Raw genomic sequence first — 23,705 nt, 5'->3', positions numbered from 1 at the left:
CAGCCATTGGTTTATTGCTTCACCGCATCGCGCACGACAATTTGTCCGCCCGGCTGCATGATCACACCGCTGATATTTTTACGTGCGGCATAGAGATCGTCCTGATAGAACAGCAGCACCTGCGGCGCTAATCCGCTGATCTGCTTTTGTGCCTGGAAATAGAGATCTTTGCGTTTGGCATCGTCGAGCGTGGAGGCTGCGGTATCGATGAGTTCATCCGTCTGTTTGTCGCTAAAGAAGCCGAGGTTGGCGCCGCCCGGCGCGAAACTGCTGGTGTGATAGAGCGGACGCAACTGCAGGTCTGAGCCGTATAAGCCAGAAGACCAGGATGCCAGCACCGCATCGGTCCCCTGCGCGGCTTTCTCTTTGCCATCGGCAAAGGCGGCTTTGGTCCATACGCCGCTCTCCATCTGGCGCACGGTAAGTTTTACGCCAATTTTGCTCCACATGCCCTGTAACACCTGCGCGGTGCGCGCATCTGGCGCCTGTACCGCAATCGAAAGCGCGAAGCCATCGGCGTAGCCCGCCGCTTTCAGCAGATCTTTGGCTTTCTGCACATCGTACGGATAGTCGTGCAGATTCTTGTCGTAGTTTGGATCAACCGGTGCCAGCGCAGAGTTAGCCGGTTGCGCATAGCCAAACATGATGGCTTTGACCAGCGCCTGTTGGTCCGTGGCGAAATTCAACGCCTGGCGCACGCGGACATCGCTGAGCGCTTTGCTCTGGGTATTGAGATCGACCCAGAACACCGCCGCACCCGGCGACTGTTTCAGATTGACGTTGGCATTGTTTTTCAACATGCCAGCAAACTGCGGCGGCACCGGGTTAATAATATCGACCTGCCCCGATTGCAGCGCCATATTCATTACTGAAGGTTCGCTGCTCCACGTCCATTTAATTTCATCCGGACCGGAGGATTTTCCCCAATAGTCAGTATTCTTTTGTTCAAGCACATATTCGCCGGATTTGTATTGCACCAATTTATACGGGCCCGTGCCGTCAGCTTTATTGTTAATTGTGCCGTCTTTATCTGCTTTTGGGCTCACCATTAAACCCGGACCAGAGGCTAATACGGTTAAAAATGCCGGATTGATTTTTTTCAGCTGAAACGTGACAGTCAAATCGTCTTTTTTCTTCACATCCTGAATAAAGGTGCGAATTTTGCCGCTGCCCGCTAAACCGCGCTGCGTATTTAAATGGCGCTGAAAGTTTTCTACTACCGCATCGGCATTAAATGGCGTGCCGTCATGGAATTTCACATTGGGCCGCAGGGTAAATGTCCAGTTGAGTCCGCTTTCATCGGATGTCCACGACAGCGCTAATGCCGGAATGATTTTGCCGTCATCACCGAGACGTGTAAGGCCTTCATACATCGGGTCCAGCACCGTACCGGTAAAGGTCGCGGTTTGGTTGCCTGGGTCCATGCTGCGCGGCGGTTCGTTTTGCATGATCACCAGCTGACTGGCGAAAACGGAGGCGCTCGCCAGTGACGCCAATAGACAACCGGCCAGCGTCAGTACCTTGAAATGCTTATGTTTGCTTTCCATGAAGGCCCTCAATGAATCATTGAAACGATCGGTGAATGAATGCACGTCATTACCACCACGCACCATCTGTAGCGGCGCAATTTATTGCGCAATAAATTGCGCCGCTACGAAATGTGCGGGCAGCGATACGATATCTACTGCTTTGTTGATAAACATTGCGCTATATAAGCCACAATCCCTAAACAAAAGCCAAGACGTAGGTTCATATAATTTACTTATAATTAGATCTGCATTCAGAAAATTAACTAAATATCGTTGTATTTGTTTTCTGGCCTTATTATTGTCAGCGCATAAGTGTTAACGCTGTGAGAACCCGCATGCTCAATCCCCATCAGCAACAAATTTTACGTTTGCTTATTGCCTCGCATGGGATGAGCCGCACCGCGCTGGCGGAAAAGATGAAGTTGAGCAAAGCCGCAATTAGTCCGCTGGTAAAAGAGATGCTGAGCGCCGGACTGCTGGAGGAGAGTGCTGCTGAATCTACTGGGCAGGGTCGTCCATCAATTTTATTAAAAATGCGCGCCGACAGCGCCTATTTTCTCGGTGCTTCGCTGCTCGGTGAGCGCGTGGTTTTAGTGTTGATTGATATGCATGGCCGCACGCTGGCTTCCACCGACATGGCGCTGAATCTCGATCCTCAGCAGCTGGCGGTGACCATTGCAGCTGCGATTCCGGCGCTGATTGCGCAAAAAGCGATTTCGCCTGATCAGCTGATCGGTCTTGGCGTTACCCTCTCCGGCTTTGTCGATGAAAATCAGGCTGTTTGCGTGCAGTCGGCGCTGCTGGGCTGGAAGAATGTGCCGCTCGCCGAGCTGTTGAAACAGCAAACCGGGCTGGATGTTTCGCTGGAGAACGATGCCAAAGCGCTGGCGGTGAGCGAGAAGATATTCGGGGTGGCGAAAAAGGCGCGCAATTTCAGCCTGATTTCCCATGGTGATGGCATTGGCGCGGCGCACTTTTTTCAGGGGCAACTGCATCGCGGGGCGCACGGCGGCGCCGGTGAAATTGCCCACTGCACCATCGAACCAGGCGGGCGTCCCTGCCGCTGCGGCAAACGCGGCTGCCTTGATACGCTGGCGTCGTTAACCGCCATTCGTGAAAGCATGCGCGATAAAGCGCTGGAGAGCGGTTCGATTACCGAGCTGGAGGCGCTGGCGGTGAAAGGCAACAGCGCAGCGATCGCAATTTTACATCAGGCCGGCCATGCGCTGGGCCTGGCGATCGCCAACATAATCCAGATGAATGACCCCGAAATGATTGTGATTGCCCATCAGCCCGATGCGTTTGACGGGCTGCTAAAAACCGTGGTGCTGCAGGCGATTGATAGCCACGTGTTGCCATCGATTATCGGCAAAACGCCGATATCCAGCATGGTCATTGATGAAGAGAGCTGGGCCAGAGCCGCGGCCAGTGTGGCGGCGTATCGTTTTATCATTCACTTACCCGACTAGCGGAGGCTGCTATGCGCATTGCTTTTGGTGGAATTCATACTGAGTGCAGTACTTACAATCCGGTGCTGAATTATGCCGACGACTTCCGCATCGTGCGCGGTGATGACCTGATTACCAACCCCTACTTTGCCTTTCTGCAGGATTATGATGCCGAGTTTCTGCCCACCTTCCACGCGCGCGCCATCGCCGGCGGCCCGGTGGCTCGCATCACTTACGAAGATTTTAAGCACGATTTCCTGACGCGCCTGGCCGCACATTTACCGGTGGATGGCGTTTATCTCGCCATGCACGGTGCGGTGTACGTCGAAGGCATGGAAGATGCCGAAGGCGACTGGATCAGCGCCACCCGCGAGTTAGTTGGCGCAGATTGCCCGATTACGGTGAGCTACGATCTGCATGGCAATGTTACGCAGCGTATCATCGATGCCATCGATATGTTCTCCACCTATCGCACTGCGCCACACATTGATGTGGAAGAGACCATGCGCCGCTCGGTATCGATGCTGGTTAAAAGCCTGCAAAGCGGGGTTAAACCGGGCGTGGTGTGGGCGCCGATTCCGGTAGTGTTGCCCGGTGAACGTACCAGCACGGAAGATGAGCCAGCCAAAAGTTTGTATGCACGTTTACCTGCAATTAATGCGCTGGAACACATCTGGGATGCGTCGCTGATGGTTGGCTACGTTTGGGCCGATGAACCGCGTGCCACCGCCGCTGCAATCATGACCGGTACCGACGCGGATGTGTTATCTGAGCAAGCCGCCAAACTGGCATTGGCTTACTGGCAGGCGCGCGACGAATTCAGTTTTGGCTGCGTTACCGGCAGCATTGAGGCGTGCGTAACCATGGCCATCGCCAGTGAAACCGCACCGGTAATTCTGGCTGATTCTGGTGATAATCCTACCGGCGGCGGCGTGGGCGATCGTGCTGATGTGTTGGCCGAACTGATTCGCCAGCGGGCTCAGAACGTTATCGTGGCAGGAATTACCGATAAACCCGCCACCGATGCGGCGTTTGCCGCTGGCGTGGGCGCCACGCTGCAGCTCAACGTGGGTGCCTCGCTCGATCCGGCAGGCGGAAAAGTGCAAGGCGAATTCGTGGTGAAGCATCTTAGCGACGATGCCCGTTCGCTGGCAAAACAGGCGCTGCTGCAAATCGACGGCATTACGCTGGTGGTGGCCGATCGTCGCCGTCCCTATCACAATCTGGCGGATTTCGCCCTGCTCGGCCTCGATCCGGCAAGCGCCAAAATCGTGGTAGTCAAATCGGGCTATTTGTCGCCGGAGCTGGCGCCGCTGGCTAATCCCAATTTAATGGCGCTGTCGGAAGGCGTAGTCGATCAGTATGTGGAACGCTTAACACGCAAGCGCAAATTGCAGCCTGCTTACCCGTTTGATACTAACTTCAGCTTCCTGCCGGTAAGCCACCTGTCAGCGCGTTTTGTGGCAGCGAAATGAGCAACTCTTCTGCAGCAGTCGAACCGGTTCTGCGCATTGAAAATCTGACGGTCGCCTTCCGCGTTGACCATCAATGGCGCGAGGTGGTGAGAAATGTGTCGTTAACCGTCGCGGCGGGCGAAACGCTGGCGATCGTCGGTGAATCGGGATCGGGCAAAAGCGTTACCTCAATGGCGATTATGCGCTTACTCAACATGCGCCACGCGCGCGTAAGCGGCAAGGTTATGCTCAATGGCGTTGATCTGCTGACGCTGAGCGAGTCCGCCATGCGCGATATGCGGGGCAACGCGGTAGCGATGATTTTTCAGGAGCCGATGACCAGCCTCAATCCCTCCTTCACTATCGGTAATCAAATTGCGGAAGCGCTGATCAATCATCGCAAAATCAGTAAACGTGCCGCGCGTGAACAGACGATTCGTCTGCTGGAGAAGGTACGCATCCCGAACGCCGCCAAACGTTTTAATGATTATCCGCACCATTTCTCCGGCGGGATGCGTCAGCGTGTGATGATTGCCATGGCGCTGGCGCTGCGGCCAAAGCTGTTGATTGCGGATGAACCCACTACCGCGCTCGACGTGACGATTCAGGGGCAAATTCTCGACCTGATCAAAACGTTGCAGGAAGAGGAAGGCACCGCCGTGCTATTTATCACGCATGATATGGGCGTGGTTGCCGAAGTATCCGATCGTACGTTGGTGATGTATCAGGGCGATGTAGTAGAAACCGGCACCACCGCCGCCATCTTCTCGGCACCCGCCGCCGATTATACCCGCACGCTGATTGCCACCGTGCCGCAGTTAGGTGCGATGCGCGGTATTGATGGCCCGCGTAAGTTCTCCCTTGATGATACGGCGACAGCGGTCGCCGCAGCTGCCGCGACACCGCACCAGCCGCTGTTATCAGTGAAAAATCTCAGCACCCGCTTCAGTATCCATGAAGGGGTCTTTAGCCGCAAAACCGGCGCGGTGCATGCGGTGGAGAACATCTCATTTGATTTAATGCCGGGCGAAACCTTGTCGCTGGTGGGCGAATCGGGCTGCGGAAAATCGACCACCGGACGATCGTTAACACGGCTTGTTACGCCAGCGGCGGGCGAAGTGGCCTTTGATGGTTACGACGTGCTGAATCTCTCCGCCAATGAACTGCGCACCCTGCGCCGCGCCATGCAGATGATTTTCCAGGATCCGTTCGCCAGCCTTAATCCGCGTATGTCGGTGCTGGAGGCGCTTACCGAACCCTTTCTGCAGCATCGCTTAGGCAGCAAAGCCGAGGCGCGCGCAAAAGCGGCGTCACTGATGGAGCGCGTTGGCCTGGCCGCCAGCATGATGAAACGTTATCCGCATGAATTTTCCGGCGGCCAGCGCCAGCGCATCTGCATCGCGCGCGCTTTAATGCTCGATCCTAAAATGATCATCGCCGATGAATCCGTGTCGGCGCTGGATGTCACGGTGAAAGCGCAAATCATCAATCTACTGCTCGACCTGCAACAGAGTCTTGGCTTGTCGTATCTGTTTATTTCACATGATATGGCGGTGGTAGAGCGCATTAGCCATCGCGTCGCGGTGATGCTGCTGGGAGAAATCGTCGAGATTGGCCCGCGTGCGGCTATCTTTGAAAACCCGCAGCATGACTACACGCGCAAACTGTTGTCCTCGGTGCCGGTGCCCGATCCGGCTCGTCGTCATGTGAAACGTCAGATTGACATCAGCGAACTAAAAAGTCCGGTGCGCGCGCTGGGATTTGTCCCGGAAACGCGCCGCTACCGTGAAGTGAGCGCTGGGCATTGGGTGATGGAGTAATTTATATTCACCCATCGCCTATGCTGTAGCGGCGCAACTTGTTACGCACAGATTTATATGCCATGCGCGACAAGTACGGTTCTATTGGATCATACCCAATTCAAACATTTCGCCGCTGCTAAAACTCCAGTCTTCGGGTTGAGTGTGTTGAGTAATGATCATCAGATCATTGGGATCGAGCCCAAGCCGCTGCTGCAGGCGTTCACTCAACAGGCGATAGGTTGCTCGCTTCTGTTCCATGCTGCGCGGCTTACCCGCCACGATAGTGAGCAGCACATAACGGTCGCTGCGACCGCCGCTGAGGTAGCTGCGATCATAAATAAATCGCTGCGCGCTGACGGTTTCAATCACCTGAAAACGATCGCTGGCTGGCACGTTAAATTCTGCCACCAATACCTCATGAAGCGTCTCTGATAATGTCTGCAGATCGGCATCGCTCCAGCCGTCACGCACCGTTATTCGGCTAAAGGGCATGAGTGGTTCTCCTCTTGCAGCAAAGCCAGTGCAGTTACCGCCGCAGGCCATCCTGCATAAAAAGCCTGATGAGTGAAGAGTTCCACCAGCTCTTCCCGGCTCAGTCCGTTTTTCTGGGCAAAATCGAGATGCCACGGCAGCTGCTGCTCACGACCGAGCGCACTAAGCGTGGCGAGAGTAATTAGACTGCGCTCACGCGCTGACAATAGCGATCGCTGCCAAATATCGCCAAAAAGCACCTGCTCGGTTAATTCGGCTAATTTCGGTGCAACGCGCTGTAACGAATCACGATCGAGTGGCTTACTCATGTTTTTCTCCGGCCTTGAACATGCAGCGATTGTGATGCGCTGCTACAATCCTGAAAATCAAATTATTCAGGACTGATAATCCCGATTTGAAGGATGGTTATGGAGAAGATTCCCGTCTCGCTGGATAGCGATGCGCTGCGCAGTTTTGTGCTGGGGATTGAGTGCGGTAGCTTCGCGCTGGCAGCGCAGCAGCTGTGTCGCTCAACATCGGCAGTCAGCGCCCAGCTGAAAAAGCTGGAGCAGCAGTGCGGCATGGAGCTGGTGACCAAATGTGGACGTCATCTGGCGCTTACGCCCGGCGGCGAAATCCTGCTGAGCTACGCGCGTCGTCTGCTTTGTCTGAACGATGAGGCCTGGCGCGCCGTGCGCGGCGAGCTGCTGCAGGGCGCAGTGCGTATCGGTATGCAGGAGGATTTTGGTGAGTCACTGATGCCGGGCATTCTTGGTCCCTTTAGTCGCCAGCATCCCAGTGTGCGTATCAGCGCGCGCGTGGATCGCAATCAGCCGTTACTGCAGGCGATGACGGAGCAAAGTCTCGATATGGCGCTGCTGTGGCAGGGTGATAATCTTCCCGCGCAAAGTGAACTGCTGGGACAAACACCGCTGGCGTGGATCGGCGCTGAGGATTTTTCTCTCAGCGCCCTTCTCTCAAGCGGCGACGCCTTGCCGCTGGTGATGTTTGACGCTCCGTGTCTGATGCGTTCACGTGCACTTGCCGTGCTGGAGCAAGCGGGCATCGACTGGCGCGTGGTGTTCACCAGCCACAGTCTCAGTGGCGTATGGGCGGCGGTGCAGGCTGGGCTCGGCATCACGTTGCGTAGCCAAATTGGGTTACCTGCGGGTTTACGCTCGTTCAACGCCCAGTTGCCGTCGCCTGGCAGCATGGGCATCGCCCTGTGGCAGCATGACGCTAACGATGCTGCCCAGCAGATGTTGGTGCAGCTCACCACCCGCGCGGTTGCAGGCTACCTTTAAGGAGATGATGTGACACAACTCAATCAATATGGTCAGCCCGTTGGTGTGGCTTTACCCGACTGGCAACCCGCCACTTTTCCTCCCACGGCAGTGCTAACGGGCCGCTTTTGTCAGCTAGCCCCGCTGCAGCGGGTGCACAGCGAGGCGCTGTTTACTGCCTTCTCGCTGGCACCGGACGATCGCGACTGGACCTGGCTGGGCGCTGCCAAACCGCAATCATTAATTGAGATGGAACAGTGGATTTCCAACAAAATTAGCGACAGCGCATTGGTGTGTTATGCGGTGATCGACAATGCACGCCAACAGGCTGTCGGTGCGGTGTGCTTTGCCAATATCGATGTGCAAAACGGGGCAATCGAGATTGGCCATGTCACCTGGTCGCCGCTGATGCAGCGCAACGTATTGGGCAGCGAGGCGTTAACTCTATTACTCAAACAGGCCTTCGCACTGGGTTATCGCCGCGTCGCCTGGCGCTGTGACTCGCTGAATCAGGAATCGCGTCGCGCGGCAGAGCGCATGGGATTTACCTTCGAAGGCCGTTTCCGTCAGGCGATGACGCGCAAACAGCGTAATCGTGATACCGATTGGTTATCCATTATTGATAGCGAATGGCCGGTGATTGATCAGGCATTAAGCCGCTGGCTGGCGGCGGAGAATATCGATGAGAGCGGGCGCGAGCGGCAGAAACTGCGCTTTTTTTTTCCAGACCCAACCCGTGTTCCATAAGCCGTCAGTGGCGCTAACCACAATCGCATCCTACACTTGCCAGCTTTCAAACCCACCAGAGAGGCCTATATGTCCAAGGTATTTATCATTGGCGGTGCGGGAAATATTGGTCGCCGCCTTGCTGCCCTGTTGGCTAAAAAGGGCCATGTTGCCCATCCACTGTTCCGTAAAGCTGAACAGGAACAGCCGTTACGTGAGCTGGGCGCCGAGCCGATTAACGGCGATTTAACCGCGCTGGATGTGACTTCTCTCGCAGCATTGATGGCGGGCAGCGACGTGGTGGTGTTTACCGCCGGGGCCGGCGGCAAAGGCGGCGAAGAGATGACAAACGCTATTGACGGCGAAGGATTAAACACCGCCTTAGCCGCCGCGCAGCAGGCCGGCATTGCACGCTTTTTGCTGGTTTCGGCGTTTCCGGAAGCCGGCAGAGCTAAGAACCTCTCCGGCACCTTTGAAAACTACATGCGCGTGAAGAAGATGGCAGACGTCGCGCTGGCGGAAAGTAACCTTGATTGGGTGATCCTGCGCCCCGGCACGCTGACGGATGAGAAAGGCAGCGGCCTGGTGCGCGCCGGGCTGGCGATCCCTTATGGCGATATCTCCCGCGATGACGTCGCGGCTACGCTGGCAGAGCTGGTCGAGCAGCCGGGCGTCAGCCGCATCATCATCGAGCTGACAGGTGGAGAGGTGCCGGTGCAGGAAGCGATCAAGCAAATGGTAAACCGCTAAAACCTATTGCACCTCATTATTCGGCTGGCGGGATCGGCCGAATAGCTTTTCGTTTTACCATCAACTTTACAGACAATGTGCCGATAACAGCTGCGGTTATTTTATAAGGGAAGGAATACCGCATGCTGTTATCCATTCAATCATTGTCACGCCTGGTGGCCTTTATTCCGGCTAGCCTACTTGCAGGCTGCTCCGCGCTGTTACCGCTCGACTATAAAGATTATTCAGGTGCTGATGCTGCAACCTTGGTGGTGCAGGAATATAAAGGCCATGTCGGCACACTTTATGTCGCTTTCTATGAAAAGAAAGGCGATTGTTATGACCGCGTTGAACGTTACGAATTAGACTCCAGCGTGCTGGGCGCCGATGGCAGCGTCATCACCCGTAAAGTCCCGCCAAACAGATTGGTTGCTTTTCAGCAGCTGACCGGCGGCGGACCCAATGCCGTGGTCGCCGGACAGTACCTCTATAACCCATCTGGCTATGTGATAACCCAGTGGGTTTCGTTGATTCCAAAACCGGGTAAGCGCTATTTCCTCGCCCCACGCTACGGTGCGCGCGAAATTCCACAGTCGTACACCATTATGGCTAAGACCAATCCCGCGAATGTGTTTACCGAATTCCAAACGGTGCCGGAACCGAGCTGGGATGTGAATAAACGTTGTACTCACCTTGTTGGCGGCAGTTAATTGTTTTCACCGGGCGCAGCGCAAAGGCGCCCTTTTACATCAGACGTCACTGTTATTCATCCAGCGATCGCAAATGATCTCTCTTATTTAACGTCATCAGTGCTGGAATACTGATCGCGGCGGTCACCATAATGTACCAGGCCGGAATATCCAGATTACCCGTTTGTTTAATCAGCGAGGTGATGATCAGTCCCGCACAGCCGGAGAAAATCGCATTGGATAATGAATAGGCCAGTCCAAGTCCGGTGTAACGCACGCGCGTTGGGAACATTTCCGCCAACATCGCCGGGCCCGGTCCGGCCAGCAATCCGACAATTCCACCCGCGACAAACACCACCATCGCTTTGATCAGCAGCGTCGAAGATTCGGCCTGTAATACTTTCAATAATGGAAGCGCCAGCACCAATAATAAACAGGCCGCGATCACCATTACGCTGCGCCGACCGATTTTGTCGCTGAGGATGCCCGCCGGAATGATGGTCGCCGCAAAGCCAAGATTCGAGATCACCGCAATCAGCAGCGCCTGATTAAAACCGGTGTGCAGCGATGACTGTAAATAAGTAGGCATAATCACCAGATAGGTATAGCCCGCCGCCGACCACACCATCACGCGGCTAATTGCCAGCAAGATAGTTTTTAATGTTGCCCCCACGCTGGCGCTAACCGGTTGAGGTTGGCGCTGTTGTTTGGCCTGTTGCTGACGCACAAAGCTCGGCGTCTCTTCCATGCTATAGCGCAACCACAGCGCTACTGCACCCATCGGCAAGGCGAGGAAGAACGGAATACGCCAGCCCCAGCTGTGCATCTCATCCGCCGTCAATAGCGCAGAGAGCAGTGCCACAATGCCTGCCCCCGCCAGCAGGCCTAATGCCACGGTGAAAGATTGCCAGGCGCCGTAGCGTCCGCGCTCTCCTTTGGGCGCGAATTCCGTCATCAGGGAAACCGCGCCGCCGTATTCTCCACCGGCGAACAGGCCCTGCAGAATACGCAGCCCGGTAATGATCAGCGGTGCCGCCACGCCAATGCTGGCGTAGACAGGAATGAGACCAATGGCTGTCGTCACCAATGTCATCATGATTAAGACGAAAATCAGCGTAGGCTTGCGCCCAAGGCGGTCGCCCATGCGGCCAAAAAATATCGCCCCCAACGGCCTGAAAAAGAAGGCCACCGCAAAGGAAGCATAGGTCAGGATAATACCGGTCAGCTCCGCTTCGCCCTGCAGACGAAAGAAGTTTTGCGCGATCACCGTGGCGAGAAAGCCGTAAACGGCAAACTCATACCACTCAATGAAATTACCCACAGAACCGGCGATCAACGCGCGCTTCTGGGCATCGGATGTAGTGTGGGGCTTCGGCATGCGGCAGTCTCTCGTCCAATGATGAGTCAACAGAATGCGTCATGCGCCATCAAGGTCAAGGACATCGTCTTATTTATCCGATTTATGTGAAAGCGTTCAACGAGATATAAACAGCTATTCAGCCACTTCTCTCATAGTACGGCTTCCGCCCTTTATCGCTACCAGCGTGCCGAGCAGCGCGCTGCCCGCCAATCCCCACATCACTGCTTGAAAACCTAAGGTCGCAGCGGTTTGATAGATCTGTGTAGCGATCGCCAGTCCTAACGCGCCACCGAGATTGTGCAGCGTCCAGGAGATGCCTATTCCCTGCGCATGGCGCGCCGCAGGTAATGCGCTGAGCGCGGCGGCGACTGAGGGTCCAAGAATTGCGCCCCAGCCAGCTCCCATCAATACCAATGCCAGCATGTAATGGGATAACGATGAGCTGCTTATGCTCTGCAGCAATGCAGAAGCGGTAAGCAGGGCAAATCCTGCCGCCATCACCGGCCAGGCCGTTAAGCGATCGGCAAGACGACCGGCTAAGGGCGAAATTAGCGCCATCACCAGCGTCACCGGCAGCAGCATCAGGCCAAGCTGCGCATCGTTTAGATGGAAAATGGCAATCAACCGGAACGGCATCAGCATAAATGCGCTGCAGTAAAATATCGCCAGCAGCACCGATAACAGACAAGCGGCCGCAAAGCCACTGTTACGCAGCATGCGGAAATCGATGACCGGTTGCAGCGAACGTCTCTCCACCATGACAAAGGCCAGCAGCAACAGCAGCGATAGCGTCAGTGTTAAAATTGACGGCAGCGATAACATGCCCCAGCGCGTGACATGGCTGGTCCAGATTAGCAATGGAACCAATCCAGCGGTCATCAGCAGCCAGCCGGGTATATCCAGCCGGGTGTCAGCACATCTTTTTGATGCCGCCACGCTGCCGCAGCAAAACAGGAAGCTCAGCGCCAGCAGTGGCACATTCAGCAAGAACACCGCACGCCAACCCAGCCAGCTGACCAGCACGCCGCCCGCCACCGGCCCCAGCGCCAACCCGAGGCCGTTGGCAGCAAACAGCCAGCCAAGCGCGCTCCCCCGTCTGGCTGCAGGCATCGCCTCCATCAGAATAGTGGCGCTAACGGTATACAGCACCGCGCAGCCCGCCCCCTGCAGCAAGCGAAAAATATTCAATGCCAGTAGGTTGAATGCCAGTCCAGCGCCCAGCGAGGCGATACCAAACAGCAACATTCCAGCGTACAGCACCCGACGTGCACCAAAACGCTCAGCCAGCCTGGCGGACATGACCATGCAGCAACAGAGCGCCATCACAAACAGCGTCATCGCCCACTGCACATCTTCAATATCGCCGCCAAAGTGCCGCTGTAGCGCGGGCAACGCGGTATTAATAATTGTGAAATCAATACAGCCGAGAAAGCTGGCCAGGCAGATACCGAGCTGTAGCCTGATCAAGGTTGCCGGAGAGTGTGAGATTGGACGGGTCATGCCAGGTTTCCAAAGAAGAAAACCTTAGCCTGCCACGATTTTAATTCGCCAGTTACGCCATTAATTCGCCATACTGACGAATTAACATCGCCAATAAAGCGAGCTTACTGATGATTAACGTCGACAGGTTGAACAGCATCCGCGCCTTTGTGCAGGCCGCGCAGGCCGGTGGATTTAGCCCGGCAGCCGAGCAGTTGGGATTATCACGCTCGACGGTGGGAAAAGCGGTGGCCCGCCTCGAATCACGTTTGCAGGTAAAGCTGTTCCAGCGCACCACCCGTTCACTGTCGCTCACCAGTGAAGGTGAACAGTTTTACCAGGATTGTTTGCAGATCCTCGCCAGCCTCGACGCGGCAGAGAATCGGCTGATGTCACATGCCAGCGAACCCACAGGACAGCTGCGCGTCGCGGCCCCGCCTCTGCTGGGCGAAAAATGGGTGATGCCGGTGTTATTGCCTCTCACCCAACGCTGGCAAGGTTTGTCACTGGATGTGCGACTCTCCACCCAGCGTATCGATCTGGCAGCGGACGGTGTGGATTTGGCGATACGGATCGGCGCGCCTGGGCATCATGCCGATCTCACCGCGCGCCTCATCGGCCAGCAGCCGCTGCTGCTGTGCGCCGCCCCTGCACTGCTGGCAGCGGGTAAAGCGCTGGCACAAACTGACGATCTGGCCCACTTCCCGCATCTGACCCTGCTTGAGCAAGGGCGATCCCAGCAGTGGCTGCTGAAGAACGCGCAGGAAGAGATGGTTTATTGGCAGCCGGACGAGCGCTTGCGCTTCAGTAGCATGAGCGCGGTGTATGCGGCGACGCAGCAAGGTTACGGCATCGCGCAGTTGCCACGCTGGCTGGTCAGTCGGGATATTGAGGAGAAAAAGCTGATTGAGGTCTTGCCGCAAACGCGCAGTAACAGCCTACCGATTTACGCGGTGTGGTTGAAAACCGCCGCGATGCCCCAGCGGCTTCGCTGTGCGATTGATGCGCTTAAAGAGGCCTTTGCGCAGCAACCTCTTTAGGGGCGCTTGTGATATCCACCGTTTGTGGCATGTTTCGGCTGAGTAAGCTTGACCTCACTCTTTCATACACAACAGACAAAGCGCGGCCCGGTGCTCACCGTGATGGGTATAAAAATATTGCCAGGCGTGTTCAGACGAATAAAAGGATCCCATAAACACACGATTGTTATAGGCAGGGCTCAAACGGCAGCCATCACGATGAAGATAGCAGCAGCCATCAGCATCTTCCCGACTAAACACGTAGAAATCGGTTACGGTTAATTTCATCTGCTACTCCACATGAGGCATAAGATAAATAGGATTAACACCACTCTTAAAAATCGCCCTTTGCGGAAGCTGTCTTGCACGCTTTTTTAGCAACCAAATCAGAATGAGCCATAAATTAATTATAGCCCTATGAAGTCCGCCACCTCTAATTAAATAGCAACCTAAATAAGCCGAACGGAATAAACGCCAGGTTAATTAATTTAATATCATATGAATGAATATCGCTGCGCTTAATAGTGCCAATCATTACTAAAAATAATAACCTGCACCCTTCGCTTATAGCTCAATGCTCGTTAGGATTTATCTTAAACTGGAAATAAAATTTTCGGACGAATTAAAATTAAGTAAACTTAAATTTTATTTAGCCGGAGATGACATTATGCTCAGTTACACTATTCGCATCGAACTGAAAGATCCCACTGCAGGCACGCAAATTGAACTGCTGTATGCCATGCTGGAACATGGATTTTCGCGTAGCCTGGTCTGTGAGAAAGGTTATGCTTACGTTTTACCCACCAATGAATATGTTTATGTAGGCAGTGAAAATATAAGGAGTTTAACCGATAGGATTGTTACGTTAGTGAGTGAGTTTAGCGAGGAACCCTCGGTGATGATTACCCAGTCGGCGGCGCGCTGCTGGTCAGGCCTGCGTGGGGTAAATCTGGCATGAACCACAGGATAAACGTCCTCTCGCAGCGGCGATGACGTTTTATCAATGCATTTAGCTTTTCTTACATTAATCAAATAAATGCACTGCGTTTAATTCTAAAAAAGCAATTAAAGCGAAGCGTAATATTACGACGCTAGACAGAGTGTGTTTTCCGATGAAGCCGGTTATTTGAGGAAATTAAAACCGGAAATGGTATCACTCCCGGTTTTGCACAGCAGCGTTAACAACAAAGTAAATTAGCCAGGATAAATACCGCGATCTTTACGTGCCAGCAGAATACGTTCGCAGGCAACAATATAAGCGGCGGTGCGCAGTGAACAGCGTTTTTCTGCCGCCTTATCCCAAACGTGAATCATCGCTTCGGTCATGATGCGATCCATACGCTTATTAATTTCGTCTTCGCTCCAGAAGAAACTCGCCATATCCTGCACCCACTCGAAGTAACTGACCGTTACCCCGCCGGCATTACAGATCACGTCCGGAACCACCTGCACGCCACGGTTGGCCAGTACATCATCGGCATCCGGGTAAGTTGGGCCGTTCGCCCCTTCAAGTACCAGTTTTGCACTGATAATTTCCGCACGCTCACGCGTAATCTGCCCTTCAAGCGCCGCCGGGATCAGAATATCCATCGCCGTGGTCCAGAATTGCTCTTTCTCGATTTCACGCGCACCGGGGAAACCGGCGATCTGCTTGTGCTCAATCTGCCACGCACTCAGCGCATTCAAATCGATCCCGCCCTCGTTGAACAAGGTAGCGGTGTGATCCTGAATCACCACCACGCGCGCCCCGGCTTCGGCAAATAGACGGGCTGCTTCGCTACCTACGTTACCAAAGCCCTGCAGCGCCACGCGTGCACCTTCAATGGTGATGTTAGAGCGTTGCGCCACTTCACGTCCGGTGATAAATACGCCGCGGCCAGTGGCTTTTTCACGGCCTAGCGAGCCACCAAGATGGATCGGTTTACCGGTCACCACGCCCGTAATGGTGGTGCCATGGTTCATCGAGTACGTGTCCATCATCCAGGCCATGACTTTGCCGTTGGTACCGACATCTGGCGCTGGAATATCTTTCTGAGGCCCAATAATCAGACCGATTTCACTGGTATAGCGGCGAGTTAATCGCTCCAGCTCACCTTCTGATAACGCATGAGGATCAACGCGGATGCCGCCTTTTGCCCCGCCATATGGCAGGTTGACCGCCGCACATTTGATGGTCATCCAGGCAGAGAGCGCCATCACTTCGTTCAGGTCTACCGCTGGATGGTAACGCACGCCGCCTTTGCCTGGCCCGCGCGATAAGTTGTGCTGCACGCGATAGCCTTCAAAGTGGCGGATGGAGCCGTCATCCATCTGTACCGGGATGTCGACAATCAGTGCTCTTTTGGGATGACGCAGCGTTTCAATCCAGCGAGACAATTCACCGAGGTAAGGCGCAACGCGGTCAATTTGGCTCAGGTAGGTAGTCCAGGGAGATGTACTGCTTTCAGACGCGTAAGATAACTTTTCCATGAGAAGCCTGTTTATTCAGAGTTATTTATATTGAAAAGACGTGGAAAGGTAATGCATTGCACTAGGCAGGCTTTAATTTAGCACTTTTAAAAAAACAGAATCACGACGAAAAAAGAAATCATTAATTTTTCCCATGCCAAATCGTGTTGATGAATGAATAAATAAGCAATGAAACGTCCCTTTAAGGCATGCATTTTTATGCATAAAATATTCACCAAACTGCATAATGTTGGATTTTTTTCCTATTTTTCAGTTCTTTGATGGTCATCAAAAAGTGAATAAAGTGTTATTTTATCGCATTGACTTTGTTAACTCAGGCAACCACGATGAGTGAAACTCAGCGGGAAATATCGATCATGAATTAGGCTTTTATTAGTTTTGTTTTTCTTTCAACTATTTAAACGTGCCTGTTTCACTGCGCTTAACAGATTCGTTTAGCTTTGCCTTTGCGGAAAGAATAAAACCCTAACTTGCCACTGATGCTTGCGGGCAGGCATCGCTATGCGCCTCTTTGCCAGACTGAAGGAATTATTGTGTCTAACAAACCGATACGAGAGCAGATTCAGCCTGCTCGGGCTAACGACGCCCCGCAAAAACTGCAGCGCGGGCTCAGCGAACGTCATATTCAGATGATCGCGCTGGGAGGCTCCATCGGCACCGGGCTGTTTATGGGAGCAGGACGCAATATTGCCGTTGCCGGAACCTCTATTTTGATCATCTACATTCTGGTCGGTTTTTTCAGCTATATGGTGATGCGCGCGATGGGTGAGTTGCTGCTGACCCGGCTGGACTATCGTTCATTTGCCGATTTTGTCGGTGATTATCTCGGGCCGAAAGCCAGCTTCTATTTGGGTTGGTCGTATTGGCTGAGTTGGGTCGTCACCTGCATTGCCGACGTGGTGGTATGCGGCGCCTATATGCAGTATTGGTTCCCGGAAATGTCGGCGTGGATACCGGCACTATTTACCTTAGGCATTCTCTGTCTGTTTAACATGCTGTCGGTGAAAGCCTTTGGTGAAGCGGAGTTCTGGTTCGCACTGATCAAAGTGATTACCATCATTGCGCTGATTTTAACCGGTGGATGGATGGTGTTTACCGGCTGGACCTCGCCTGATGGCGTCACCGCATCGCTACATAATCTGACCGATCCCGCCGTGTTTATGCCGCATGGCATCACCGGCTTTCTCGCTGGTTTCCAAATCGCTATTTTCTCTTATACCGGGATCGAGCTGATAGGCACCATGACCGCGGAAACGCGCGATCCCGAGAAAATTCTGCCGCGCGCCATCAACGCTCTGCCGCTGCGTATTGTGGTTTTTTACCTGCTCTCGATGATGGTGATTATTGCGGTCACCTCCTGGCAGGGCGTTTCGCCAGACACCAGCCCGTTTGTCACGCTGTTTGCTAAGGCAGGCCTGCCTGCGGCGGCGGCGATCATCAATTTTGTGGCGCTCACATCGGCGATGTCTTCCGCCAATAGTGGCGTCTATTCCAGTACCCGCATGTTGTATGGCTTGTCGGTTGAGAAGCATGCGCACTGGCAATTCCGCATTCTGTCGCGCACCACGCGCATTCCGCTGCGCAGCCTGCTGTTCTCCTGCTTCTGTATGCTGAGCGGTACCCTGCTGCTGTTCCTGGTGCCGAATGTCACTACGCTGTTCACCATCGTTTCCACCCTGGCCGCGATTCTGGTGATCTACTGCTGGGGAATGATTCTGGTGTCCTATCTGGTGTATCGCCGGCAACGTGCGGATCTGCATCAAAAATCGAAATTTAAAATGCCCGGCGGCGTCGTCATGGCCTGGGCCACGCTGATGTTCTTCCTGTTCTCGGTAGTGATTATGGTATTTGATCCCGACACGCTCGCCGCTTTAGCGGTTTCGCCGACGTGGTTTATTGCGTTGTGGTTAGTCTGGAAGGTGAAGGAGAAGCGGGCACGATCGTTGAATGGTGAGTTGAACGCCAAATCTGCCTCGTCCTGAGGCAGACATCTTAGCCGTAACCCGATTTTGCTGACGTTTCCCACTTTAGCGCCTGACTCATTTCCATCTCCAATCGAATAGCAGCGCAGTTCGTCTCAAGATGCTCCACTTTACTTTCAAAGTCGCTGAGACTGCTGCTCTCTATTTCGAGGATCATATAGGCGATCTCATGGCGACACTCTTCACCAAAGGTTTTCAATTTTTTCTCTTTAAGCAGCCACTGAACCAGCAACTCTTTTTTCTCCTCTTCTGGTGTTCGCCGCTTACTGAATTTCAGAAAGCGAACCTGAAGCAGTAGCTGATGGTAAAAGTGAGCAATGCTATCGAGTTGTTTTAGATTCATGTCGCATCCTCTTTTATGAGTCGATAAAAATGAGGAACCAGCCTGCTTTCACAGGCTGAGGAAAGCGCTTAAAGCGGGGAAGCAGGTGCAGCAGCTTGATCGTATCCACCCCAGACTGACTGATCGAACTCAATCATTGAGCCGGTCATCAATCCGGACTCTTCGCTGGCGAGGAATGCCACTGCGCGCGCCACTTCTTCCGGTTGGATCAGGCGGCCAAACGGCTGAGACGCCGCCGCTTTCTCCAGCCAATTATCCTCTGCGCTGTGATATTGCTTCATGATGCGATCTTCGCCTTCCGATGCCATCCAGCCAATGTTGAGGCCATTCACACGAATGCGGTTACGCAATAAGGCGTAGGCGGTGTTGCGTGTCAGGGTGGCCAGCGCGCCCTTGGACGAGCAGTACGCGGCGATAAAAGGTTGCCCCGCCAGCGATGACATCGAACAGATATTCACGATGCTGCCCGCAATGTTATCGCGGCGCATTAGCTTAATGGCTTCCTGCATCAGAAAGAACGGGCCGCGTACGTTGGTGGCGAAGATGCGGTCGAAGAGTTCGGGATCGGTATCTAAAATGGTACCGCGATCGCTCATGCCGCCGGCGTTAACCAAAATATCGACGCGGCCATGCAGTTTATCTGCGGTGGCGATGACGTGACGGCAATCCTCTACGTTAGATAAATCCGCGCGCACGAAATCCACTTTAGTTTCACTTTCCCCGTTTAAACGCTCGGCAACCTTGGTCCCTTTCTCCTGATTGCGACCACAAATCACCACTGCGCTAGCACCCAACTGCGTAAACTGACGCGCAATCGCTGCGCCCACGCCTTGCGTACCACCGGTAACCACGGCCACTTTACCTGTTAACTGGTTCATCATAGTGCTCCTGAAATGACTGAATAACCGGCTGCGTCGAGCGCCGAACGAAGTGTTTTATAACCAAGAAGCGCGTATTCCAGCGGCGGTGCTTTCGCTGGGTCTTGCTCTGCTTCCACCACAAACCAGCCCTGATAGCCGATTTGCGCCAACTTATTAACAATGGCACTGAAATCGATCATGCCATCGCCGGGGACGGTATAAATCCCTTGCAGCACCGCATCGAGGAAGGAGTCGCGATGTCGATCTAAGGCGCGCAGGACCTCTTCGCGCACGTCTTTGGTATGCACGTGAATGATGCGGTCGCCATGTTTTTCCAGAATGCGCAATGGATCGACGCCTGCAAACACCAGGTGACCGGCGTCAAACAGGAGCCCAACCTCTGGCGTGGTGACGGCCATCAAGCGGTCAATATCATGTTCATCCTCAATGGCGGTTCCCATGTGATGATGGAAAGCCAGCGGCACGCCGTAGTCCTGGCAAAACGCTGCAAACTGGATCAGTTTTTCGCCGTACTCGCGCATCTGTTCATCGGTAAGACGACGACGCTGCGCCAGCGGCACATGTTGCTGATTTTGGATAGTGCCGGCCGTTTCGCCATACACCAGGCAAGTCGCGCCGCAATCACGAAACAGCTGCATTTGCGGCAGTGATTTTTTGATCTCCTCCTCCACGCCGTTGTCCAGCAAGGTGCCGGAGTACCAGCCTGACACCAAATCCAGCTGATACTCTTGCAGTAGCGGCTTTAGCGCGTCAGCAGTTTTGGGAAACTTACCGCCGGTTTCGACACCCTGAAATCCCGCCTGATGACTTTCAGACAAGCAGGTCGTGAGCGGCGTATCCCCACCCAACTGCGGCAGGTCATCGTTCGACCAGGCAATGGGCGCGATGCCCAGTTTGGCTTTTAACATCATGAACTCCCTGATTAAATGCCGACGCGCTGCGCCAGGCGACCCTTTACGTGCTCTTCACGCGCCTGGTTAACGCTGTCTCGTGCGCTGACTTCCGGCACGCCGACATCCCACCAGGCATCGCCCGGCGTCCAGTCAAACGGATGAGTATCGATGGAGATGACCGTGGTGCGATCGTTTCCTTTGGCCCAGCCGATCGCTTCCTCAAGCTCATCCAGCGAGGAGACCTTGCGCGCCAGCGCCCCCATGGATTGCGCATGAGCGACGAAATCGACGTGAAACGGCTCCTGTACCCGACAATCTTTCAGCAGGTTATTGAATGAGGCGCCGCCCTTGGCATTTTGCAGACGATTGATCACCGCATAGCCGCCGTTATCGCACACCAGCAAAATGAATTTGTGGCCCGAAAGAACGCTGGAGTAGATATCGGAATTCATCATCATGTAGGTGCCGTCACCAATCATCACGAACACGTCGCGATCCTGCTCAGCCATCGCCACGCCCCAGCCAGCGGAGAGTTCATAGCCCATACAGGAGAAGCCAAATTCGCAATCAAACGTGCCTGGATTCTTCACCCGCCAACCCTTCACCAGTTCACCGGGCAGTCCGCCCGCCGCGCTGATGATGTAATCTTCTGCCGCCGCCGCCGCATTCACAACGCCAATCACCTGCGCGTAGGTGGGATCGCCCTCCGATACCGTGCGTTCCTGCCGCGCCGCAATCAGTTCGTTCCATTTGGCAAACGCCCGGCGACCTTTTTCCAGCCAGCTATCGGCTGCTTTCCAGCTGCCGAGCGCCGTGTGCAGTTCGCTAATGCCTTCACGGGCATCACACTCCAGCGGGATGGCCAGATGCTTGTGCGCATCAAAGCGCGCGGCGTTGAGCGCAATAAATTGTGCTTGATGATCGAATACCGTCCATGAACCGGTGACGAAATCCATCAAACGCGTCCCCACCGCAATCACCACATCCGCCTCGGCGGCCAGCGCATTGGCCGAGGTTGAACCGAGAATGCCAATCGGCCCGCAATGAATCGGGTCATCGTGGGTAAACGCGCCCTTTCCGGCGATGGTTTCCACCACCGGGATGCCATGCGCCAGGGCAAACTGCGCCAGTTCTGCTTCAGCCTGCGAATAGCGCACGCCGCCACCGGAAATAATCAGTGGACGTTTCGCCTGTTTCAGGCACTCAGCAGCGCGTGCCAGCAGTTGGCGATCGGGACGTGGACGTGGCATCAGATGCAAACGCGGAGCAAAGAACTCTTCTGGGTAATCCCACGCCATCTCCTGGACGTCCTGGCATACGCCAATAAAGGCTGGGCCACAGTCGCCGGGATCGCGCATCGTTGCCACGGCTTGTGGCAGAGAGGAGAGGATCTGTTCAGGATAGGTAATCCGATCCCAGTAGCGCGACACCGCTTTAAAGGCATCATTCACCGTTTGGGTCGGATCATTGAAATGCTCGACCTGCTGCATTACCGGATCGGGATGGCGACGGGCAAAGCTGTCACCGCAGATCATTAAAAGCGGCAGACGACTGGTATGCGCTACGCCCGCAGCGGTGAGCAGATTGGTGGTGCCAGGACCAATCGAGGCGGTAACTACCATGATTTGACGTCGCACCATCGCCTTGGCAAATCCCACGGCAGCAAACGCCATCGACTGCTCATTCTGCCCGCGCCAGGTGGGTAATACATCTTGCGCCGCTTCTAGCGCTTCGCCCAGGCAAGTGACATTACCGTGGCCAAAAATGCCATACACGCCCGGGAACAGCGGCACGCGTTTGCCATCCACCTCGGTAAACTGATTGCTCAGATAGCGAACTATCGCCTGAGCCGTCGTGCAACGAATCGTAGCCATATCCTTACTCACTTTTCAGAGATGCTGCTGTGCAGCATGGTGTTATATTTCACAACTTAAATTGCTAAAAACAAATTACCGCAATATAAGTTGCAACTTCAGGCGACAAAACTCCCACTCAGCTGCGAGCGGGAGCCCGTTAATTCAATTAGGCGCGGTTGCGTTTACGCGGTGATTCTGTGCGCTTCTCACGTTCAGTAATGGTTTCGATGCGCGGCTGCGCCACTTCCGGCTGCAATACTGCTGCCAGCGCCATGGCGATGCTTTGCGCCAGACACACCGGCGCGGCCAGCGATCGCGAAAAGCTGTACTCCTCTTCCGGAATGTTGAACAGCACGCTGGCGCTTTTCGCTAAGGGTGATAGCGGCCCATCGCTAATGGCGATGACCGGAATGGTGCGCGCGCTGGCATGGTCGGCAATGGCGATCACCTCTTTGGCATAATGGCGAAACGCGATGGCGATAAGCACGTCACTTTCACGCATATTGTTAGCCATTTCCGGCGCCAGCCCGCCGGCGGAATCCAGCAGGATCACCCGGCGATTCAGCATGGTGAGCAGGTAGCGTAGCAATAACGCAATCGGCTCGGAGCGCAACTGACCGGCGATATAGATAGTTTCCGCCTCCTTCAGATACCCCGCGGTCGCATCGAGATCGCTTTCCGCTACGTTGCTCAGCAGCTCCTGCAGCGTAGCGATGTCCCGTATCACCAGGCTTTGCAAAAAGCCGAGGCTGCCCTTCTGCTCATTCTTGCGCAGATCATTCTCCAGGGCGGTGATGCGCTCGTTGTAACCCGGTGCCGCCGTGGCGAGTCGGGTCTGAAATACGCTCTGCATCTGTTTAAAACCGCTATAGCCAAACACCTGCGCAAAACGCACGAGCACCGAGGGGTGCAGACCACATTTCGCGGCGACAGCGTTAATCGATTCCAGCGCCACCGTGTTCGGGTTTTGCGTCACATAGCGTGCCGCCTGCTGATGCCGCACCGACAGCTGCGCATAGCGTTTAGTAATCTCATCCACAATTTGCTCGTAATTTTCATGCGGCAGCGTGGTTTGCATCTTCTCAATCTTGCTCATCCATCATTCCTTTTCGGCGTACAGCCCATCTCGCCAGCACGCTACCGCAATAAAAATTGCAAGTAAAACCTTAATGCAATTAGTTCTAACCCATTCGCTGCCAACAGGGAAAAGCTCTGCGTGATATTTGTGATTTGGTTCGAAGAATTCACTTTTAGTCTGAATGAAACACCTTTTCCGACGATACTCAACCCAC

General features: G+C 54.4%; 22 protein-coding genes. 10 read left to right on the top strand and 12 right to left on the bottom strand.

The annotated features are described in order from the left end of the window. Positions 1 to 11: 11 nt before the first annotated feature. On the bottom strand, positions 12 to 1,547 hold the full coding sequence (locus tag WFL93_RS08730) for an ABC transporter substrate-binding protein (protein WP_049851158.1): 1,536 nt from the start codon (positions 1,545 to 1,547) through the stop codon (positions 12 to 14). A 317-nt stretch (positions 1,548 to 1,864) separates the two neighbouring features. Between WFL93_RS08730 and WFL93_RS08725 the strand changes: the two genes are divergently transcribed. Genes WFL93_RS08725 through WFL93_RS08715 form a run of 3 tightly spaced genes read left to right on the top strand, consistent with a single transcriptional unit; the run spans position 1,865 to position 6,251 of the window. Then, on the top strand, positions 1,865 to 2,998 hold the full coding sequence (locus WFL93_RS08725) for an ROK family transcriptional regulator (RefSeq protein ID WP_336777893.1): 1,134 nt from the start codon (positions 1,865 to 1,867) through the stop codon (positions 2,996 to 2,998). An 11-nt stretch (positions 2,999 to 3,009) separates the two neighbouring features. After that, entirely contained in the window at positions 3,010 to 4,452 is a 1,443-nt protein-coding gene (locus WFL93_RS08720) for a M81 family metallopeptidase (RefSeq protein ID WP_336777892.1), read from the top strand. Continuing rightward, entirely contained in the window at positions 4,449 to 6,251 is a 1,803-nt protein-coding gene (locus tag WFL93_RS08715; RefSeq protein WP_336777891.1) for an ABC transporter ATP-binding protein, read from the top strand. The genes WFL93_RS08720 and WFL93_RS08715 overlap by 4 nt, the downstream gene beginning before the upstream one ends. An 81-nt stretch (positions 6,252 to 6,332) precedes the next feature. On the opposite strand, the gene WFL93_RS08710 is transcribed toward WFL93_RS08715, so the two are convergent. After that, complete coding sequence (locus WFL93_RS08710; RefSeq protein ID WP_049851161.1) at positions 6,333 to 6,725, bottom strand: tautomerase family protein; 393 nt, start codon at positions 6,723 to 6,725, stop codon at positions 6,333 to 6,335. Beyond that, on the bottom strand, positions 6,707 to 7,033 hold the full coding sequence (locus WFL93_RS08705) for a carboxymuconolactone decarboxylase family protein (RefSeq protein WP_049851162.1): 327 nt from the start codon (positions 7,031 to 7,033) through the stop codon (positions 6,707 to 6,709). Before WFL93_RS08705 ends, WFL93_RS08710 begins: the two co-directional genes overlap by 19 nt. Before the next feature lie 99 nt (positions 7,034 to 7,132). Between WFL93_RS08705 and WFL93_RS08700 the strand changes: the two genes are divergently transcribed. The 4 genes from WFL93_RS08700 to WFL93_RS08685 all read left to right on the top strand — a co-directional run bounded on the left by WFL93_RS08700 (position 7,133) and on the right by WFL93_RS08685 (position 10,152). After that, a complete protein-coding gene (locus WFL93_RS08700; RefSeq protein WP_336777890.1) occupies positions 7,133 to 8,008 on the top strand; it encodes a LysR substrate-binding domain-containing protein in 876 nt (291 codons plus the stop codon). A gap of 9 nt (positions 8,009 to 8,017) precedes the next feature. Further along, on the top strand, positions 8,018 to 8,734 hold the full coding sequence (locus WFL93_RS08695) for a GNAT family N-acetyltransferase (RefSeq protein WP_336777889.1): 717 nt from the start codon (positions 8,018 to 8,020) through the stop codon (positions 8,732 to 8,734). 69 nt (positions 8,735 to 8,803) lie between these two features. After that, the gene (locus WFL93_RS08690) at positions 8,804 to 9,463 is read left to right on the top strand and encodes an NAD(P)-binding oxidoreductase (protein ID WP_336777888.1); all 660 of its coding nucleotides are present in this window, start codon (positions 8,804 to 8,806) and stop codon (positions 9,461 to 9,463) included. 122 nt (positions 9,464 to 9,585) lie between these two features. Further along, positions 9,586 to 10,152 (top strand): hypothetical protein, encoded by a 567-nt coding sequence (locus WFL93_RS08685; protein WP_336777887.1) that lies wholly within the window; start codon positions 9,586 to 9,588, stop codon positions 10,150 to 10,152. 52 nt (positions 10,153 to 10,204) lie between these two features. On the opposite strand, the gene WFL93_RS08680 is transcribed toward WFL93_RS08685, so the two are convergent. Together WFL93_RS08680 and WFL93_RS08675 are read right to left on the bottom strand one after the other, a co-directional pair. Next, on the bottom strand, positions 10,205 to 11,509 hold the full coding sequence (locus WFL93_RS08680; protein WP_336777886.1) for an MFS transporter: 1,305 nt from the start codon (positions 11,507 to 11,509) through the stop codon (positions 10,205 to 10,207). Between the two features lie 114 nt (positions 11,510 to 11,623). Further along, positions 11,624 to 12,991 carry a DHA2 family efflux MFS transporter permease subunit gene (locus tag WFL93_RS08675; RefSeq protein ID WP_336777885.1) on the bottom strand — a complete coding sequence of 456 codons (1,368 nt, stop codon included), beginning with the start codon at positions 12,989 to 12,991 and terminating at the stop codon, positions 11,624 to 11,626. A gap of 110 nt (positions 12,992 to 13,101) precedes the next feature. Here WFL93_RS08675 and WFL93_RS08670 point away from each other — a divergent pair, with 110 nt between their 5' ends. After that, a complete protein-coding gene (locus WFL93_RS08670; RefSeq protein WP_336777884.1) occupies positions 13,102 to 14,010 on the top strand; it encodes a LysR family transcriptional regulator in 909 nt (302 codons plus the stop codon). A 54-nt stretch (positions 14,011 to 14,064) separates the two neighbouring features. Here the strand turns inward: WFL93_RS08670 and WFL93_RS08665 are convergent, their stop codons facing one another. Then, entirely contained in the window at positions 14,065 to 14,277 is a 213-nt protein-coding gene (locus WFL93_RS08665; RefSeq protein ID WP_007891215.1) for a hypothetical protein, read from the bottom strand. 379 nt (positions 14,278 to 14,656) lie between these two features. Between WFL93_RS08665 and WFL93_RS08660 the strand changes: the two genes are divergently transcribed. After that, positions 14,657 to 14,947: a hypothetical protein gene (locus tag WFL93_RS08660; protein WP_049851171.1), complete on the top strand. Its 291-nt coding sequence runs from the start codon at positions 14,657 to 14,659 to the stop codon at positions 14,945 to 14,947. Positions 14,948 to 15,183: 236 nt separating this feature from the next. Here WFL93_RS08660 and WFL93_RS08655 read toward each other — a convergent pair whose 3' ends face one another. Then, entirely contained in the window at positions 15,184 to 16,458 is a 1,275-nt protein-coding gene (locus WFL93_RS08655; protein WP_049851172.1) for a Glu/Leu/Phe/Val family dehydrogenase, read from the bottom strand. Positions 16,459 to 17,006: 548 nt separating this feature from the next. Between WFL93_RS08655 and WFL93_RS08650 the strand changes: the two genes are divergently transcribed. Next, entirely contained in the window at positions 17,007 to 18,440 is a 1,434-nt protein-coding gene (locus WFL93_RS08650) for an amino acid permease (protein WP_336777977.1), read from the top strand. 10 nt (positions 18,441 to 18,450) lie between these two features. Here the strand turns inward: WFL93_RS08650 and WFL93_RS08645 are convergent, their stop codons facing one another. From WFL93_RS08645 to WFL93_RS08625, 5 genes are all read right to left on the bottom strand, one after another. Then, positions 18,451 to 18,783: a hypothetical protein gene (locus WFL93_RS08645; RefSeq protein WP_180824207.1), complete on the bottom strand. Its 333-nt coding sequence runs from the start codon at positions 18,781 to 18,783 to the stop codon at positions 18,451 to 18,453. A gap of 68 nt (positions 18,784 to 18,851) precedes the next feature. Then, a complete protein-coding gene (locus tag WFL93_RS08640) occupies positions 18,852 to 19,661 on the bottom strand; it encodes an SDR family oxidoreductase (protein ID WP_336777883.1) in 810 nt (269 codons plus the stop codon). Next, the gene (gene iolE / locus WFL93_RS08635) at positions 19,661 to 20,572 is read right to left on the bottom strand and encodes a myo-inosose-2 dehydratase (RefSeq protein WP_336777976.1); all 912 of its coding nucleotides are present in this window, start codon (positions 20,570 to 20,572) and stop codon (positions 19,661 to 19,663) included. Before iolE ends, WFL93_RS08640 begins: the two co-directional genes overlap by 1 nt. Positions 20,573 to 20,586: 14 nt before the next feature. Next, on the bottom strand, positions 20,587 to 22,431 hold the full coding sequence (gene iolD / locus WFL93_RS08630; RefSeq protein ID WP_336777882.1) for a 3D-(3,5/4)-trihydroxycyclohexane-1,2-dione acylhydrolase (decyclizing): 1,845 nt from the start codon (positions 22,429 to 22,431) through the stop codon (positions 20,587 to 20,589). Positions 22,432 to 22,579: 148 nt separating this feature from the next. Continuing rightward, the gene (locus tag WFL93_RS08625; protein WP_180824203.1) at positions 22,580 to 23,509 is read right to left on the bottom strand and encodes a MurR/RpiR family transcriptional regulator; all 930 of its coding nucleotides are present in this window, start codon (positions 23,507 to 23,509) and stop codon (positions 22,580 to 22,582) included. Between the last annotated feature and the right edge of the window lie 196 nt (positions 23,510 to 23,705).

The organism is Pantoea sp. USHLN256 (assembly GCF_037149875.1).
Taxonomy (GTDB): Bacteria; Pseudomonadota; Gammaproteobacteria; order Enterobacterales; family Enterobacteriaceae; genus Pantoea; species Pantoea nemavictus.
Note: the sequence above shows the minus strand (reverse complement) of the source record. Positions and strands in the feature narration are given on the sequence as shown.

Excerpts from the sequence above, each read along its gene's own strand:
- WFL93_RS08640 (WP_336777883.1), bottom strand. The coding sequence starts at position 19,661 with ATGAACCAGTTAACAGGTAAAGTGGCCGTGGTTACCGGTGGTACGCAA.
- WFL93_RS08645 (WP_180824207.1), bottom strand. The coding sequence starts at position 18,783 with ATGAATCTAAAACAACTCGATAGCATTGCTCACTTTTACCATCAGCTA.
- WFL93_RS08730 (WP_049851158.1), bottom strand. The coding sequence starts at position 1,547 with ATGGAAAGCAAACATAAGCATTTCAAGGTACTGACGCTGGCCGGTTGT.
- WFL93_RS08670 (WP_336777884.1), top strand. The coding sequence starts at position 13,102 with ATGATTAACGTCGACAGGTTGAACAGCATCCGCGCCTTTGTGCAGGCC.
- WFL93_RS08725 (WP_336777893.1), top strand. The coding sequence starts at position 1,865 with ATGCTCAATCCCCATCAGCAACAAATTTTACGTTTGCTTATTGCCTCG.
- WFL93_RS08705 (WP_049851162.1), bottom strand. The coding sequence starts at position 7,033 with ATGAGTAAGCCACTCGATCGTGATTCGTTACAGCGCGTTGCACCGAAA.
- WFL93_RS08690 (WP_336777888.1), top strand. The coding sequence starts at position 8,804 with ATGTCCAAGGTATTTATCATTGGCGGTGCGGGAAATATTGGTCGCCGC.
- WFL93_RS08625 (WP_180824203.1), bottom strand. The coding sequence starts at position 23,509 with ATGAGCAAGATTGAGAAGATGCAAACCACGCTGCCGCATGAAAATTAC.
- WFL93_RS08680 (WP_336777886.1), bottom strand. The coding sequence starts at position 11,509 with ATGCCGAAGCCCCACACTACATCCGATGCCCAGAAGCGCGCGTTGATC.
- iolE (WP_336777976.1), bottom strand. The coding sequence starts at position 20,572 with ATGTTAAAAGCCAAACTGGGCATCGCGCCCATTGCCTGGTCGAACGAT.
- WFL93_RS08665 (WP_007891215.1), bottom strand. The coding sequence starts at position 14,277 with ATGAAATTAACCGTAACCGATTTCTACGTGTTTAGTCGGGAAGATGCT.
- WFL93_RS08685 (WP_336777887.1), top strand. The coding sequence starts at position 9,586 with ATGCTGTTATCCATTCAATCATTGTCACGCCTGGTGGCCTTTATTCCG.
- iolD (WP_336777882.1), bottom strand. The coding sequence starts at position 22,431 with ATGGCTACGATTCGTTGCACGACGGCTCAGGCGATAGTTCGCTATCTG.
- WFL93_RS08675 (WP_336777885.1), bottom strand. The coding sequence starts at position 12,991 with ATGACCCGTCCAATCTCACACTCTCCGGCAACCTTGATCAGGCTACAG.
- WFL93_RS08700 (WP_336777890.1), top strand. The coding sequence starts at position 7,133 with ATGGAGAAGATTCCCGTCTCGCTGGATAGCGATGCGCTGCGCAGTTTT.
- WFL93_RS08710 (WP_049851161.1), bottom strand. The coding sequence starts at position 6,725 with ATGCCCTTTAGCCGAATAACGGTGCGTGACGGCTGGAGCGATGCCGAT.
- WFL93_RS08660 (WP_049851171.1), top strand. The coding sequence starts at position 14,657 with ATGCTCAGTTACACTATTCGCATCGAACTGAAAGATCCCACTGCAGGC.
- WFL93_RS08720 (WP_336777892.1), top strand. The coding sequence starts at position 3,010 with ATGCGCATTGCTTTTGGTGGAATTCATACTGAGTGCAGTACTTACAAT.
- WFL93_RS08715 (WP_336777891.1), top strand. The coding sequence starts at position 4,449 with ATGAGCAACTCTTCTGCAGCAGTCGAACCGGTTCTGCGCATTGAAAAT.
- WFL93_RS08655 (WP_049851172.1), bottom strand. The coding sequence starts at position 16,458 with ATGGAAAAGTTATCTTACGCGTCTGAAAGCAGTACATCTCCCTGGACT.